General features: G+C 71.7%; 14 protein-coding genes. 8 read left to right on the forward strand and 6 right to left on the reverse strand.

Going from position 1 to position 15,652, the window contains the following annotated elements; translation table 11 throughout:
- Positions 1–9: 9 nt before the first annotated feature.
- The 3 genes from glyA to ACF1A1_RS23385 are packed head-to-tail and all read left to right on the forward strand — an operon-like array spanning position 10 to position 3,299.
- On the forward strand, positions 10–1,272 hold the full coding sequence (glyA, locus tag ACF1A1_RS23375) for a serine hydroxymethyltransferase (protein ID WP_392002377.1): 1,263 nt from the start codon (positions 10–12) through the stop codon (positions 1,270–1,272).
- A 59-nt stretch (positions 1,273–1,331) separates the two neighbouring features.
- Positions 1,332–2,699, forward strand: coding sequence for an L-serine ammonia-lyase (locus tag ACF1A1_RS23380; RefSeq protein ID WP_392002379.1), 1,368 nt, complete (start codon positions 1,332–1,334; stop codon positions 2,697–2,699).
- 48 nt (positions 2,700–2,747) lie between these two features.
- A complete protein-coding gene (locus ACF1A1_RS23385; RefSeq protein WP_392002381.1) occupies positions 2,748–3,299 on the forward strand; it encodes an MOSC domain-containing protein in 552 nt (183 codons plus the stop codon).
- Positions 3,300–3,664: 365 nt separating this feature from the next.
- Here ACF1A1_RS23385 and ACF1A1_RS23390 read toward each other — a convergent pair whose 3' ends face one another.
- From ACF1A1_RS23390 to ACF1A1_RS23400, 3 genes are all read right to left on the reverse strand, one after another.
- Positions 3,665–4,327, reverse strand: coding sequence for an NADPH-dependent F420 reductase (locus tag ACF1A1_RS23390; protein ID WP_392002382.1), 663 nt, complete (start codon positions 4,325–4,327; stop codon positions 3,665–3,667).
- A 165-nt stretch (positions 4,328–4,492) separates the two neighbouring features.
- Positions 4,493–4,705 (reverse strand): EF-hand domain-containing protein, encoded by a 213-nt coding sequence (locus ACF1A1_RS23395; RefSeq protein WP_392002383.1) that lies wholly within the window; start codon positions 4,703–4,705, stop codon positions 4,493–4,495.
- 73 nt (positions 4,706–4,778) lie between these two features.
- Positions 4,779–5,693, reverse strand: a complete 915-nt coding sequence (locus tag ACF1A1_RS23400) for a MerR family transcriptional regulator (RefSeq protein ID WP_392002385.1) — start codon at positions 5,691–5,693, stop codon at positions 4,779–4,781.
- Positions 5,694–5,739: 46 nt separating this feature from the next.
- On the opposite strand from ACF1A1_RS23400, the gene ACF1A1_RS23405 reads away from it, so the two are divergent.
- A complete protein-coding gene (locus ACF1A1_RS23405; protein ID WP_392002386.1) occupies positions 5,740–6,405 on the forward strand; it encodes a GNAT family N-acetyltransferase in 666 nt (221 codons plus the stop codon).
- Between the two features lie 110 nt (positions 6,406–6,515).
- Here the strand turns inward: ACF1A1_RS23405 and ACF1A1_RS23410 are convergent, their stop codons facing one another.
- The 3 genes from ACF1A1_RS23410 to glgX form a co-directional block, all read right to left on the reverse strand.
- Positions 6,516–7,709 (reverse strand): YncE family protein, encoded by a 1,194-nt coding sequence (locus ACF1A1_RS23410; protein ID WP_392002388.1) that lies wholly within the window; start codon positions 7,707–7,709, stop codon positions 6,516–6,518.
- A complete protein-coding gene (locus tag ACF1A1_RS23415; RefSeq protein ID WP_392002389.1) occupies positions 7,709–8,521 on the reverse strand; it encodes a polysaccharide deacetylase family protein in 813 nt (270 codons plus the stop codon). Before ACF1A1_RS23415 ends, ACF1A1_RS23410 begins: the two co-directional genes overlap by 1 nt.
- 234 nt (positions 8,522–8,755) lie before the next feature.
- A complete protein-coding gene (glgX, locus tag ACF1A1_RS23420; protein WP_392002390.1) occupies positions 8,756–10,990 on the reverse strand; it encodes a glycogen debranching protein GlgX in 2,235 nt (744 codons plus the stop codon).
- 152 nt (positions 10,991–11,142) lie between these two features.
- Here glgX and ACF1A1_RS23425 point away from each other — a divergent pair, with 152 nt between their 5' ends.
- The 4 genes from ACF1A1_RS23425 to ACF1A1_RS23440 all read left to right on the forward strand — a co-directional run bounded on the left by ACF1A1_RS23425 (position 11,143) and on the right by ACF1A1_RS23440 (position 15,456).
- On the forward strand, positions 11,143–12,387 hold the full coding sequence (locus ACF1A1_RS23425) for an Ig-like domain-containing protein (RefSeq protein WP_392002391.1): 1,245 nt from the start codon (positions 11,143–11,145) through the stop codon (positions 12,385–12,387).
- 144 nt (positions 12,388–12,531) lie between these two features.
- Positions 12,532–13,779 carry an Ig-like domain-containing protein gene (locus ACF1A1_RS23430; RefSeq protein WP_392002392.1) on the forward strand — a complete coding sequence of 416 codons (1,248 nt, stop codon included), beginning with the start codon at positions 12,532–12,534 and terminating at the stop codon, positions 13,777–13,779.
- 79 nt (positions 13,780–13,858) lie between these two features.
- Entirely contained in the window at positions 13,859–14,626 is a 768-nt protein-coding gene (locus ACF1A1_RS23435; protein WP_392002394.1) for an enoyl-CoA hydratase/isomerase family protein, read from the forward strand.
- A gap of 326 nt (positions 14,627–14,952) precedes the next feature.
- On the forward strand, positions 14,953–15,456 hold the full coding sequence (locus tag ACF1A1_RS23440; protein ID WP_392002396.1) for an ATP-binding protein: 504 nt from the start codon (positions 14,953–14,955) through the stop codon (positions 15,454–15,456).
- Positions 15,457–15,652 lie beyond the last annotated feature (196 nt).

Consider the following 15,652-nt stretch of genomic DNA (forward strand, 5'->3'; position numbering starts at 1 on the left):
GTACACCCGATGTCCGTTCTGAACACGCCCCTGCACGAGCTCGACCCGGAGGTCGCCGCCGCGGTCGACGCCGAGCTGAACCGCCAGCAGTCCACCCTCGAGATGATCGCCTCGGAGAACTTCGCTCCGCTCGCGGTCATGGAGGCGCAGGGCTCGGTCCTCACCAACAAGTACGCCGAGGGCTACCCGGGCCGCCGCTACTACGGCGGCTGCGAGCACGTCGACGTCGCCGAGCAGATCGCGATCGACCGGCTCAAGGAGCTGTTCGGCGCCGAGTACGCCAACGTCCAGCCGCACTCGGGCGCCTCCGCCAACCAGGCCGCCCTGTTCGCGCTGGCCCAGCCCGGTGACACCATCCTCGGCCTGGACCTGGCGCACGGCGGTCACCTGACCCACGGGATGCGGCTGAACTTCTCCGGCAAGCAGTTCGACGTGGTCGCCTACCACGTCGACGACGCCGGTCTGGTCGACATGGCCGAGGTCGAGCGGCTCGCCAAGGAGCACCGGCCGAAGGTGATCATCGCGGGCTGGTCGGCGTACCCGCGCCAGCTGGACTTCGCCGAGTTCCGCCGGATCGCCGACGAGGTCGAGGCGTACCTGTGGGTGGACATGGCGCACTTCGCCGGTCTGGTCGCGGCGGGCCTGCACCCGAACCCCGTCGCGTACGCGGACGTCGTCACCTCCACCACCCACAAGACGCTGGGCGGCCCGCGCGGTGGCATCATCCTCGCCCGGAAGGACTTTGCGAAGAAGCTGAACTCGTCCGTCTTCCCGGGCTTCCAGGGCGGCCCCCTGGAGCACGTGATCGCGGCGAAGGCGGTCTCCTTCAAGGTCGCGGCGAGCGAGGAGTTCAGGGAGCGCCAGCGCCGTACCGTCGAGGGCGCGAAGATCCTCGCCGAGCGGCTGACGGCCCCCGACGCCCGTGCGGCCGGGATCAACGTCCTGTCCGGCGGCACGGACGTGCACCTGATCCTGGTCGACCTGCGCGAGTCCGAGCTGGACGGTCAGCAGGCCGAGGACCGCCTGCACGCGGTCGGCATCACGGTCAACCGCAACGCGGTCCCGAACGACCCGCGCCCGCCGATGGTCACCTCGGGCCTGCGCATCGGCACCCCCGCCCTGGCCACCCGCGGCTTCACGGCCGAGGACTTCGCCGAGGTCGCGGACGTGATCGCCGAGGCGCTCAAGCCGTCCTACGACGCCGAGTCCCTCACGGCGCGGGTCGCGGCCCTGGCGGACAAGCACCCGCTGTACCCCGGCCTGAACAAGTAAGTCCCCCGGGTGGGGCACCCGGACCGGGTGCCCCACCCTCCCCGTATTGAGGAGTCACCGTGGCCATCTCGGTCTTCGACCTGTTCTCGATCGGCATCGGCCCGTCCAGCTCCCACACGGTCGGCCCGATGCGCGCGGCGCGCATGTTCGCGCGGCGGCTGCGCAACGAGGGCCTGCTGGGCTCCGTCGCCTCCCTGCGGTGCGAGCTGTACGGCTCGCTCGGCGCGACCGGACACGGCCACGGCACCCCGAAGGCGGTGCTGCTCGGCCTGGAGGGCGACTCGCCGCGCACGGTGGACGTGGAGACGGCCGACGAGCGGGTCGAGGCGATCAGGGCGGCGGGCCGGCTCCGGCTGCTCGGCGAGCACGAGATCCCGTTCGACGTCGACGCGGACCTGATCCTGCACCGCCGCGAAACCCTCCCGTACCACGCGAACGGCATGACGCTGTGGGCGCACGACGAGCAGGGCACGGAACTCCTGACGAAGACGTACTACTCGGTGGGCGGCGGCTTCGTCGTCGACGAGGACGCGGTGGGCGCCGACCGCATCAAACTCGACGACACGGTCCTGAAGTACTCCTTCCGCACCGGCGACGAGCTGCTGCGGCTGACGAAGGAGACGGGCCTGTCGATCTCCTCGCTGATGCTGGAGAACGAGCGGGCCTGGCGGACGGAGGAGGAGATCCGCGCGGGCCTGCTGGAGATCTGGCGGGTGATGCGGTCGTGCGTGGCGCGCGGCATGTCCCGCGAGGGCATCCTGCCGGGCGGCCTGCGGGTGCGCCGCCGCGCCGCGGTGACGGCACGCCAGCTGCGTGCCGAGGGCGACCCGTTGGCCCACTCCATGGAGTGGATCACGCTGTACGCGATGGCGGTGAACGAGGAGAACGCGGCCGGCGGCCGGGTGGTGACGGCCCCCACGAACGGCGCGGCCGGGATCATCCCCGCCGTCCTCCACTACTACGTCGACTTCGTGCCCGGCGCGGACGAGGACGGCGTCGTCCGCTTCCTCCTCGCGGCCGGCGCCATCGGCATGCTCTTCAAGGAGAACGCCTCCATCTCGGGCGCGGAGGTCGGCTGCCAGGGCGAGGTGGGCTCGGCCTGCTCGATGGCGGCGGGCGCGCTGGCGGAGGTCCTCGGCGGCTCCCCCGAACAGGTCGAGAACGCGGCCGAGATCGGCATGGAGCACAACCTCGGCCTCACCTGCGACCCGGTCGGCGGCCTCGTGCAGATCCCCTGCATCGAGCGCAACGGCATGGCCGCGGTGAAGGCGGTCACGGCGGCCCGTATGGCGATGCGCGGCGACGGCTCGCACAAGGTGTCCCTGGACAAGGTCATCAAGACGATGAAGGAGACGGGCGCCGACATGTCGGTCAAGTACAAGGAGACGGCGCGCGGGGGGCTCGCGGTCAACATCATCGAGTGCTGAACCCCGCCGGGCCGTGCCCGGCGGAAGGACAGAGGGGAGCTTCGCGACATGGGTGAGACCGGTGGGCGCGTCACCGCGGTCAGCAGGAACGGGGATTACTCGTTCACCAAGCCCAACCGCGACAGCGTCACGCTGGTCGCCGGGTTCGGGGTGGAGGGCGACGTGCACGCCGGGGCGACCGTGAAGCACCGGTTCCGGATGCGGAAGGACCCCTCGCAGCCGAATCTGCGTCAGGTGCACCTCATTCACGAGGAGTTATTCGAGGAGGTGCGGGGGTCCGGGTTCGAGGTGGCGGCCGGGGAACTCGGGGAGAACGTGACCACCCGGGGGGTCGATCTGCTGGGGCTGCCGGTCGGGACGCGGTTGCGGCTGGGGGCGGAGGCCGTCGTCGAGGTGACCGGGCTGCGGAATCCGTGTGCGCAGATCGACGGGTTCCGAAAGGGGCTGTTGAAGGAGGTCGTGGGCAAGGGCGCCGATGGCCGGGCCGTGTTCAGGACCGGCGTGATGAGCGTCGTCGTGAGCGGGGGCGTGGTGCGGCCCGGGGACCCGGTCACCGTCGAGTTGCCGAACGGGCCGCACCGGCCCCTGGAGATCGTCTGAGTCGGCCGGCCCAGGGCCCGTCGTGTGGATCACGCCGCTGACGCGGCGCCCGGCACGCGCATCCGTCGGCGTTGTCGTCGGTTGCCGATGCTCCCCGTCGACGCCCTCCTCCGCCTTGCAGTGGCACGCACCGGGCCCTGCTCACCGGCGCCGACGAGCCACCGTGGACTCCCGGCGGGCCCGACCCGAACGACCGCGCCCTGGGGCCCTTCTGATGGATCTCCGCGGCGTCGCGACGCCCGGCACGCACTCTCGCCGCACCGCGCGAAAGCCCAAGTAGCGCCGCTACGAGGACTTCCGCGCCGCACGCCGAGAGCACGCACCGGACGCCGCTCCTTCTCCCACGGAGATCCATCAGAAGGGCCCTAGCCGCGGAACTCCGGCGTGCGCTCGGGGCTCGCCTCCGCCAGGGCCTTGGTGACCTCGGCGACGCCGCCGCGCAGGCCGTAGACGGGGGTGTCGGGCTGCTGGCGCCAGGAGTCGTCGAGGCCGCCCGCGTCGACCGTGTCGAAGCCGAGTTCGTCGATGAGGGCGCGGACCTTAGCCTTCGCCGCCTCGTCGTCGCCGGCCACGGGCAGTGCCATGCGGTCGGGGTCGCCGGCGGGGCGCGGGCGGTCCAGGATGTCCTGGGCGTAGGTGCCGTTGAAGGCCTTGATCACGGGGTGTCCGATGTGGCGTTCCGTCCAGCGGCTCTCGGTGAGGCCCTCGTCCTCGATCGCGGCGATCCGGCCGTCGCGCTGCTTCGGGTAGTAGTTGCCGGTGTCGATGACGGCCACGCCCTCGGCGGCGCCGTCGAGAATGCCGGAGGGCAGGTCGGGGACCGCCTTCAGGGGGATCGTGACGACGACGATCTCCGCGTCCCGAGCCGCCTCCCGCACCGTGACCGGGACCGCGCCCGTCTCCTCGGCCAGGGCGGTGAGGGTGTGCGGACCGCGGGAGTTGGCGACGGAGACCTCGTGGCCGAGGGCGGTGAGCCGTCGGGTGAGGTTGCCGCCGATGTTGCCCGCGCCGATGATGCCGATCTTCATGACAGGGCCCTTTCAGAAGGGTTCAGATTCATGCATGCGCATGCGTTCTGTGGGGGCCAACCCTGCCCGGGCACGGGTTATTCCGGACCGTCCCGGCCGGGACGGCGGGACCGGACACGGGAGGTGGGGGGCGCCCCGCCGGGCACCCCCCACCTCCCGCTCACGTCACTTGCTCAGGTACGTCCAGAACTCGTCGAACGACAGCACCTTGTCGCCGTTGAGGTCGCGGCTCTTGATGACGACCTCGGCGACCGACTCGGTGACGTTCCAGTCGCCCGCCTGGGCGAGGGCGGTCTTGAACTCGGCCGCGGTGATGAAGCCGTCACCGTCCGTGTCGATCCGCTGGAACTGCTTGCGCGCTTCTTCGATGTCCGCCACCGGTCCGCCCCTTTTCGTCATACCTCGCAGGCCATGCCCTGCTGGTCTTGCCGTCGTACTGACGCAGGTCAGATTAACGGTCCGGGTGGGCGCGCAACGCGGCGACCACCCACGCGAACTCCTCCTCGTACGACGACTGCGCCTCCAGCCCGTTCACGACGGCCGACAACCGGCGGTAGCGGGCGACCCGTTCGTTCGAGGCCGCCGTCAGCCGTTGCAGTACGGCGGACCGGTCGGCGTCACCGAGCAGGCCGCGCAGGATGCCGTCGGCCTCCGGGGCGTCGGGGGCGACGCCGGTGCGCAGGGCCTCGCCGGCGAGTTGGACGAGGCGGCTCATGAACCACAGGGAGGTGCCCGCGGGGACCTCGGGCCCGCGGTCGGCCGCATTGAACTCGACCATCCTGCGCATCAGCGAGCGGAACTCCTGGTCCCGCATCAGCTCGGCCAGCTCCACCCAGGCGTCGACCTGCTCCGGGGTGGGGTCGTCCGGCAGTTCGGCGGCGTGGAAGCGCAGCCGGGTGCGGATGTCGGGGTCGGTGGTGTCGAGACCGTCGAAGATCTCCGTCAGGAAGTCCTCGACGATCCGCCGGCGCTCGGCCGCCGACAGGCGGGCCAGTCTGTTCATCAGGGTCATCTCCTCTGCGGTCGAGCCGCGTCGTGCCACGGTCGACAGCACCGCACGGGTCACCTTCAGCGAGCGGATCTGCGCGTCCAGCGCGGCCACGTGCGCGGCCGCCACCTGCGCGACGGTCGCCTCCCCGGCCAGCACCTCGCGGACGGCGTCCAGGCCCAGGCCCAGTTCACGCAGGGTGCGGATCAGCTCCAGGCGGGCGGCGGACTCGGCGTCGTAGAGGCGGTAGCCGCCCGCGGAACGGGTGACCGGGGTCAGGACGCCCTCGTCGGACCAGTAGCGGATGGTGCGCACGGTCAGTCCGGTGGCCCGGGCCAGCTCGCCGATGGTGAGAAGTCCGCTGCCGTCGTCGATCATGTGTGTGAGTCTGGACCTTCCAGTGGGTGGAGACTCAAGGAGCGTTGTGGAGACGTTGCGGGAGATTCTCGACGCGGCGGCGCGGGGCGTCTTCCCGCCGGCGGACGGCGGGACGACCGTCGTGCCGCAGCACTCCCCCCGGGACGCCGGTGTGCTGTCCTTCACGGCGCACTCCGTCGTCTTCACGGACGAGGACCCGCGGTGGGTGTACGAGACACTGGCGGCGGTGGGGTGCGACCCGCTGGCCGCGACCATGAACCCGCGGTTCCTGACGGCCCTTCTGGAGCGCACGGGACGCACCTGCGAGACCGTCGACGCGGTCCTGGTGGGCTCCCCGCTGCCGGGTGAGCCGCCGCTCGCGCTGGCGGAGACCGAGGACGCCGGGCATCCCCGCGTCATCCACGCCCGCCGGCGGCGGGACGACGTACGCGTGTGGACGGCGCGGGGCGGGGTGCTGGTGCTGGGGCGCGGGATCGCCGGCCGGCTGGAGGTGTCGGTGGAGGTGGACGAGGAGGCACGGCAGCGGGGGCTGGGGCGGTCGCTGGTGACCGCGGCCCGCCATCTCGTCGACGAGCCCGTGTGGGCGCAGGTCGCACCGGGGAACGCCCGCAGCACGCGGGCGTTCCTGGCGGCGGGTTACCGTCCGGTCGGAGCGGAGGCGCTGCTCGGTGCCGTGCCTCGGGGCGCGGGTCGTGCCGGCAGCCGCTCCTGATCCCGGCCCGGGTCGTCCTGGTCACCGGGCAGACGCCGGTCAGGTGCTCCCGGTCCGTGCCGCCGGGGAAGCGCGGGTGGCGTGTCGACCGACCCCCCGTCAGCGGGAGCTCAGCGGAAGATGCCGGTGTGACCCAGGGAGTAGCGGCCCGGCTGCGGGTAGACGGCGAGGCCGTGCGGGCCGCTGCCGACCGGGATGCGGGCCAGCTCGGTGCCGTTGCTCGTGTCGATGGCGTACACCTCGTCGTCGTACCGTCCGGACAGCCACAGGACCTTGCCGTCGGCCGAGACGCCGCCCATGTCGGGGCTGCCGCCGTCGGACAGGTGCCACTTCTTGGTGAGCTCGTTGCGGGTGAAGTCGAAGACGGAGACGGTGCCCTCGCCGCGGTTGGAGACGTACATCTCGCCGGAGTCGCGGCTGACGTAGAGGCCGTGGCAGCCCTTGCCGGTGCGCAGGAGGGTGGGCTCGGTGAACTTGTCGCCGTCCAGGACCCACATGCCGTCGGCCATCATGTCCGCGATGTAGAACCGCTTCCCGTCCGGCGAGATCTTCACGTCCTGCGGCATCGCGCCCTCGAAGGGAAGCTTCTGCTGGCCGACGACCTTCATCTTCTCGGTGTCGACCTTGAGGAGTTCGCCGCTGAACTCGCAGGAGACGATGAAGTACCTGCCGTCGAGGGAGAAGTCGGCGTGGTTGACGCCGTAGCAGGTGACCGGTTCCGTCCTGACCCGCTTCATGGTGTGCGGGTCGCGGAAGACGAGTTCGCGGTCGAGCGAGGCCATGACGACGGCGTACTTGCCGTTGGGCGTGAAGTAGAGGTTGTACGGGTCGTGCACCTCGACCTCCTTGCCCGCCCTGCCGGTCTTCGGGTCGATGGGGGTGAGGGTGTGGCCTCGGTTGTTGTTGACCCACAGGGTCTTCAGGTCCCAGGACGGCACGACGTGCTGGGGCTGGCGGCCGACCGGGATGGTCTCGATCACCTCGTACGTCTTCGGGTCGATGACGGAGACGGTGTCGGACTCGGTGTTGGGGACGTAGACCCGGGACGGGAAGTCCTTGACCACCGGGGAGAGCCGGTTCGGGCGGTCGGCCGCGTAGACGTCCTCGGGGTCGAGGACGGGCGGCATGCCGGGCAGGCCCTGGACGGCCGGCTTCTTCACCGGGGCCGGGACCGCGGCCTTGGTGGGCTTGGTGGTGCCGGCCGCCCGGTCCCCGGCGTCCGTGCCGCAGGCGGCGAGGACGGCGAGGGCGGCGCCGGCGAGAAGGGCGCGGTGCACGAGGGTGCGGTGCGGGGTGTGGCGCATCAACTGAGCAGCTCCGTGGTGGTGACCGCGCGCAGACCGCGGCGGTCGAGTTCGGCCAGGACGGCGGGGAGCGCGGCGACCGTGTCCGCGTACCCGAAGTGCAGGCTCACGACGGACCCGTTGCGGATCTGGTCGAGGACCGTGCGGGCGACGGCGGGGCCGCCGGGGGACGTGAAGTCGAGGGAGTCGACGTCGTAGCAGAGGACGTGCGGGTAGCCGGCGCGGCGGGCCAGGGCCTCGACGGCCGGGGAGGCGCGGGCGGCACGGGAGGGGCGGAACCAGGTGCCGATGGATCCGGTGAGCCGGCGCAGCCGGTCCGCACACGCGACGATCTCCCGCTCCGCCTCCGCCTCGGGCAGGGCGTTGATGTCGAGGTGGCGGTGGGTGTGGTTGCCGAGGTCGTGGCCGCCGTCGAGGACGCGGCGGGCGAGCCCGGGGTGCTCCTCGAGCCAGGTGCCGACGGCGAGCACGGTGACCCGGGCGCCGTGCCGCTCGGCCTCGTCGAGGAGGGCGCGGGCGGTGGCGGGGTCGCCCTGGCCGTGGAAGGTGAGGGCGACGCGGGGGCGGTCGCGCGGGCCGTGGGTGATCTGGGCGGGGTGGCGGGGATGGGCCCGAGGGACGGGGGCCGGCCGGGTGGGGGCCGGGCGGGGCGGGGTGGGGGAAGCCGGGGCGTGGGAGGCGGGGGCGTGGTGGGTGACGGTGTCGGAGGAGGGACCGTCCGGGGCGCACGCGGCCGCGAACGCGCTCCCTACGACGATCCCGGCACCCGCCCGCAGCGCGGCACGGCGGTCGGTCGAAGTCACCCGCACCATTTAAGGGGCAGGGCGCGGCAAAACGGGTCATTCACCCGTTGGCGCCGGAAAGGGCGTCGAGGGCCGCGACGCCCTGGCCCCTGCTTCGGGCGGTGGGCCCCGCGCACTCCCCGGACGCGGTGATCCGGTACCGGCTGGGGTGGGGACGGGGGAAGGCGGCGTACGGGGCTGCGGGCGCCGGGGCCGCTCGGGGACCCGGAGTGCGAGGCCCCGCCCGCCCTGCGGCCCCGCTCCTCAGCCCACCACCCGCAACAGCAGGACCGCCCGTGCCGGCACCGTCACCGCCGCGCCCGCCCGGTGCGTGACCCCCGGCGCCTCCGCCTGCTCCTCCCTCGACGTGTCGACGATCACCTCGTACCGCTCCGCCCACGGCGGCCCCGGCAGGACGAAGCTCACCGGGCGGTCCCCCGCGTGCAGGACGGTGAGGAAGCTGTCGTCGGTGATCGGCGCGCCCCGTGCGTCCCGGCCCGGGATGTCCCGCCCGGACAGGTACATGCCCAGCGTGGCCGCGGGGGCGAACCAGTCCCCCTCCGTCATCTCCGTACCCCGCGTCGTGAACCAGGCCAGGTCCCGCAGCCCGTCCGCCGAGTGCGACCGCCCGGAGAAGAACGCCCGCCGGCGCAGGACGGGATGCCGGTGACGCAGCGCTGTCAGCCGGGAGGTCAGGTCGAACAGCGCCTTCCAGCCGGGCTCCTCCAGCAGGTCCCAGTCCACCCAGCTGATCTCGTTGTCCTGGCAGTACGCGTTGTTGTTCCCCCGCTGCGTGCGGCCCAGTTCGTCCCCCGCGACCAGCATCGGCACGCCCGTCGACAACAACAGCGTCGTCATCAGGTTCCGCAGCTGCCGCCGCCGCAGCGCCCGCACCCGCTCGTCGTCCGTCTCCCCCTCCGCCCCGCAGTTCCAGGAGCGGTTGTCGTCCGTGCCGTCGCGGTTGCCCTCGCCGTTGGCCTCGTTGTGCTTGCGCTCGTAGGAGACCAGGTCGCGCAGGGTGAAACCGTCGTGCGCCGTGACGAAGTTGACCGACGCGTACGGCCGCCGCCCTCCCCACGCGTACAGGTCGCTCGACCCCGACAGCCGGTACCCCATCTCCCGTACGTCCGGCAGGGCGTGCCGCCAGAAGTCCCGCACGGCGTTGCGGTAGCGGTCGTTCCACTCCGTCCACAGGGGCGGGAAGGCGCCCACCTGGTAGCCGCCCGAGCCGACGTCCCACGGCTCGGCGATCAGCTTCACCCGCCGCAGCACCGGATCCTGCGCGATGACCGCGAGGAACGGCGAGAGCATGTCCACGTCGTGCATGGAGCGGGCCAGCGTGGCCGCCAGGTCGAAGCGGAACCCGTCCACGCCCATCTCCGTCACCCAGTAGCGCAGGGAGTCGGTGATCAGGCGCAGTACGTGCGGCTGGACCACGTGCAGCGTGTTGCCGCAGCCCGTGTAGTCGGCGTACCTGCGCGCGTCCGACTGGAGCCGGTAGTAGCCGCGGTTGTCGATGCCCTTCAGCGACAGCATGGGCCCCAGCTCGCCCGCCTCCGCCGTGTGGTTGTAGACCACGTCGAGGATGACCTCGATGCCGGCCGCGTGCAGCGCGCGCACCATCCGCTTGAACTCGCCGACCTGCTGTCCGGCCGTCCCGGAGGAGGCGTACGCGGCGTGCGGGGCGAAGTAGCCGATGGAGTTGTAGCCCCAGTAGTTGCGCAGCCCCCTGCGCAGCAGGTGGTCCTCGTGGGCGAACTGGTGCACCGGCAGCAGCTCCACCGCCGTGACGCCCAGTTTCACCAGGTGCTCGATCGCCGCCGGGTGCGCGAGACCGGCGTACGTGCCCCGCAGTTCCTCCGGAACCCCGGGGTGCTGCCAGGTGAAGCCGCGCACGTGCAGTTCGTAGATCACCGAGTCCGCCCAGGGCGTCTTCGGCCGGCGGTCGTCGGCCCAGTCGTCGTCATCGTGGACGACGACGCCCTTGGGGACGTGCGGCGCGGAGTCGCGTTCGTCGCGCACGGTGTCCGCGACCTGCTGCTGGGGCCAGTCACGGACGTGCCCGTACACCTCGGGTGGCAGACCGAACTCGCCGTCCACCGCACGCGCGTACGGGTCCAGGAGCAGCTTCGCCGGGTTCCAGCGGCCGCCGGTCCACGGGTCCCAGCGGCCGTGCACCCGGTAGCCGTAGCGCTGTCCGGGCATCACGCCGGGGATGAAGCCGTGCCAGATCTCGTGCGTGAGTTCGGTGAGCCGGGCGCGGGTCTCGCGGCCCTGCTCGTCGAAGAGGCACAGCTCGACCGCCTCCGCGCCGCCCGCCCACAGCGCGAAGTTGGTGCCCGCGACGCCGTCCGGGCCGACCCGGAAACGGGCGCCGAGCGGCATCGGCGCGCCCGGCCACACGGGCACGCCGGGCGTCCTGCGCCGTGCCCCGTTCACGACGGTGGAGGCAGCGGTGCGCTCCTCCGCCACCGTCTCCTGCTCGGCTGCGCTGGACACCGTTCCGCCTCCCGCGGCTCATGGCACGACGCGGGCCAAGGGCGTACGGCGTCCCGGCCGCGGCTCCCGTAGCGTCGTCCTCCCCCCTGTTCTGCCCAGACCGTGCCTCGCACTCACGTTTCCCCGGAGCGGGGCCCGTCGTTGGACACCGTGTGAGGCACGTACAACGGCGCGCACGGCGCGCGGGGGCCGCTTTGGCCGCCGTAATGACATGGGCAGGACTGTTGGCCGGGGCCGCCGGCTGCACCGGGGACGACGCCGGCGGGCTCGACCGGGTGCTCGGGAAACCGCCGGCCCCCGAGGACGTCATCCGCGTCACCCCCGCGGACGGCAGCAAGGAGGTGCGCCCCGAGCAGGGGCTCAGAGTGCGGGTGCCCGACGGGCGCCTGGAGTCGGTGAAGGTCGTCAAGGCGCAGGACGCGCAGGAGACCCCGGTGCCGGGCCGGATCTCCGCGGACGGGCTGAGCTGGCGCCCGCACGACAACCGGCTCGCGCTCGCCGCCCGCTACACGGTCGACGCGGTGGCCGTCGACGGCGACGGCCGGCGCTCGGCCCGCCACACCACGTTCACCACGCACGTCCCCGAGGAGCGCTTCATCGGGTACATCGCGCCCGAGAACCGGTCCACGGTCGGCACCGGGATGATCGTGTCGATGAAGTTCAACCGGGAGATCGAGAACCGCGCGGCCGTCGAACGCGCCGTCCAGGTCACGGCCAGACCGGCCGTCGAGATCCGGCCGCACTGGTTCGGCAACGACCGCCTCGACTTCCGTCCCCGGGACTACTGGCGGCCCGGCACCAAGGTCACCGTCGCCCTGCGGTTCCGGGACGTCGAGGGCGCGCCCGGCGTCTTCGGGCTCCAGTCCAAGACGTTCTCGTTCACCATCGGCCGCCACCAGGTCTCCGTCGTCGACGCCGCCCGGCACACGATGAAGGTGCGGCGCGACGGCGACCTGATCGCCACCGTGCCCATCACCGCCGGGGCGCCCAAGACGACGACGTACAACGGGAAGATGGTGGTGACCGAGATGCACGAGCTGACCCGGATGAACGGCGCCACGGTCGGCTTCACGAAGAAGAACGGCAAGGCCGAGTACGACGTCCCGGACGTGCCGCACGCCATGCGGCTGACCGACTCGGGCACCTTCCTGCACGGCAGCTACTGGGCGTCGGCGGACGTCTTCGGGCGGCGCAACATCAGCCATGGATGCGTGGGCCTCAGGGACATCAGAGGCGGGAGTTCGGAGACGCCCGCGGGCTGGTTCTTCGACCGCAGTCTCATCGGGGACGTCATCGAGGTCGTCAACAGCAAGGACAAGCAAGTGGCTCCCGACAACGGGCTCGGAGGCTGGAACATGGACTGGGAGGAGTGGACGGAAGGCAGCGCGGTGAACTGACCCCTTCGTCGCAAGGTCGAAGTTGGGACTGAACAGTGACAATTGGGGGTCACCAGTGCCGCTGACCTTGTGGTTAATATGCGCGCAGCGTGGGCGACGCGTCTGCGTGCGGGCCTCACCGGCCCGGGGGAGGGGAGAACAGAATTGAACGTGCGACCGATACCGGGGGCGTCGGTTGGTGGCCGCTCACGCGGCCGCAACAAGCGGTTGGCACTGATCGTCGGGGGGCTGCTGCTGGCCGTCACGGGCTGCGGCGGCGGAGCGTCCGACTCCGGCTCGGGGAAGGGCGAGGACAAGAAGGGCTCCGGCTCCGCCACCGCGCAGAGCGGGCAGTCCGAGGCGGTCGTCACCATCGCCCCCCGGCACGGCGCGAAGTCCGTCGACACCAGCGGCGCCCTCAAGGTCACGGCCGCCAAGGGCAAGCTGACCGAGGTCGTCGTCAAGGACACCGAGGGCACGGCGGTCCCCGGCACGATCTCCGCGGACGGCGCCGGCTGGACGCCCAGCACGCACCTGGCGGCCGCCACCACCTACCAGGTGCACGCGGTCGCGAAGGACTCCGCGGGCCGTACGGCCGCCGAGGACGCGAGCTTCACCACGCTGACGCCGGAGAACACCTTCGTCGGCAACTTCACGCCGGAGGACGGCTCGACGGTCGGTGTCGGCATGCCGTTCTCGATCCGGTTCACGCGCGGCATCACCAAGCCGGACGACGTCGAGAAGGCCATCCGGATCAAGACGGAGCCGGCCGTCGACGTCCAGGGCCACTGGTTCGGCAACGACCGCCTCGACTTCCGCCCCGAGCAGTACTGGAAGGCCGGCACCAAGGTGACGGTCGAGCTGAACCTCGACGGCGTCGAGGGCCGCAAGGGCGTCTACGGGAAGCAGTCCAAGACCGTCTCCTTCACCATCGGCCGCAACCAGGTGTCCGTCGTGGACGCCAAGAAGCGCACGATGAAGGTCATGCGGGAGGGCAAGGTCGTCAAGACCATCCCGGTCACCACCGGCAAGCCCGGCTACGCCACCTGGAACGGCCAGATGGTCATCAGCGAGAAGTTCACGGTGACCCGCATGAACGGCGACACGGTCGGCTACGACGGCGAGTACGACATCAAGGACGTCCCGCACGCCATGCGCCTGACCAACTCGGGCACCTTCGTGCACGGCAACTACTGGGGCGGCGACGCCTTCGGCAACTACAACGCCAGCCACGGCTGCATCGGCCTGCGCGACGTGCGCGGCGGCTACGACAGCGGCGTGCCGGCCGCGTGGTTCTTCAACCACTCGATGATCGGCGACGTGGTGGTCGTGAAGAACTCCACCGACCCGACGGTCGACCCGGCCAACGGCCTCAACGGCTGGAACATCCCGTGGGCGGAGTGGACGAAGTAGGTCCCACCCGATTGACGGGCCCGGTGCTGTGACGGACAGCACCGGGCCCGTCGTCGTTAGTGCCCGTTAACCTGCTGGCATGACCGTGAATCTCGAAGTCTCCGAGGGCGTCGGCACCCTGCGCCTCGACCGCCCGCCCATGAACGCGCTGGACGTCGCCACGCAGGACCGGCTGAAGGAACTGGCCGAGGAGGCGGGCCGTCGCGACGACGTCCGCGCCGTGGTGGTCTACGGCGGCGAGAAGGTGTTCGCGGCGGGCGCGGACATCAAGGAGATGCAGGCCATGGACCACACGGCGATGGTCCTGCGAGCCCGCGCCCTGCAGGACTCCTTCACGGCGGTGGCCCGCATCCCCAAGCCGGTGGTGGCCGCCGTGACCGGCTACGCACTGGGCGGTGGCTGCGAGCTGGCGCTGTGCGCGGACTTCCGGATCGCCGCGGACAACGCGAAGCTGGGCCAGCCCGAGATCCTGCTCGGCCTGATCCCCGGCGCGGGCGGCACCCAGCGTCTGTCCCGGCTGGTCGGCCCGTCCAAGGCGAAGGACCTCATCTTCACGGGCCGGATGGTGAAGGCGGACGAGGCGCTGACGCTGGGCCTGGTGGACCGGGTGGTCCCGGCCGGCGAGGTGTACGCCCAGGCGCACGCGTGGGCGGCGAAGCTGGCCCAGGGCCCGGCGATCGCGCTGCGCGCGGCGAAGGAGTCGATCGACACCGGTCTGGAGACGGACATCGAGACGGGTCTCGCCGTGGAACGGAACTGGTTCGCGGGCCTGTTCGCGACCGCCGACCGCGAGATCGGCATGCGGAGCTTCGTGGAGGAGGGGCCGGGGAAGGCGAAGTTCCTGTGAAGTCCCTCGACACGACCGGCGGCCGGCCGGTTCGGTGAGACTCCTCTCCGCGAATCCCTCCCAGAACTGCGGCTAGTGACGGTGTGTCTCGTCCGGGTCCCTCGATGGGGCGGTTTATGGAAGCCTTAAGGCACCCTTAAGCCTGCCTTGTCGAGGGTGCCCGTCGACTGCCTCCGGGCACGCTGTCACCACAGGTCGGCAGGGCTTTGACAGGCCCTGAACCACCTTTGGCATATGCCGGTCGAATCGTGTGGAATGAGAGCTTCCGGGGGGTCTATTCCCCCGGAACCACCACGGAGGAGCCCCCCGACGGCCATGATGGGGGCATGGCGGGGCTGGAGGGTTTCGAACAGCCGCGAGGGCACGGGCGTGTGGCCGCGGCACGCTGGTCGCCTGCGGTCGAGGACGAACGGGCGCTCAAGGCGCTGGAGTTGTTCGGCAACCCGACGGAGGCGGAGGTTCCGCTGCCGTCCCGGCCCGAGTCCGCCGCCACCGCCCGCCGGCTCACCCAGGTCGTCGTCCTCCGTCAGTGGCAGCTCACCCCCAAGACGACCGAGGACGCCGTCCTGCTCGTCTCGGAACTCGTCGGCAACGCCGTCCGCCACACCGGCGCCCGCGTCTTCGGCCTCCGGATGCGCCGCCGTCGCGGCTGGATCCGCGTCGAGGTCCGCGATCCCTCACGCGGGCTGCCCTGTCTGATGCCGGTGCAGGAGATGGACGTCAGCGGCCGGGGCTTGTTCCTCGTCGACAAGCTGGCCGACCGGTGGGGGGTCGATCTGCTGCCGCGGGGGAAGACGACGTGGTTCGAGATACGGGTCCCGGAGCGCTGAGAGCGGTTCAGCAACCGGCCCGTACCCCTCGTCCCGGGCGGGCCGGCCCGCAGGAGCGGTCCGCGTGGCCCCGGCGGCGGGCACGGCGGGGGGTTCCGCGAGGTGCGGGGTGCGCGCCGGGCGGCCACGAGCCGGGGCATCGGCCGATCGGATGATGTCGGCGTACGAGCGTGCCCGGGTCCGCGCGGCCCGCCGG

Origin of the sequence: Streptomyces sp. NPDC014995, from assembly GCF_043080745.1 — a bacterium.
Lineage (GTDB): Bacteria > Actinomycetota > Actinomycetes > Streptomycetales > Streptomycetaceae > Streptomyces.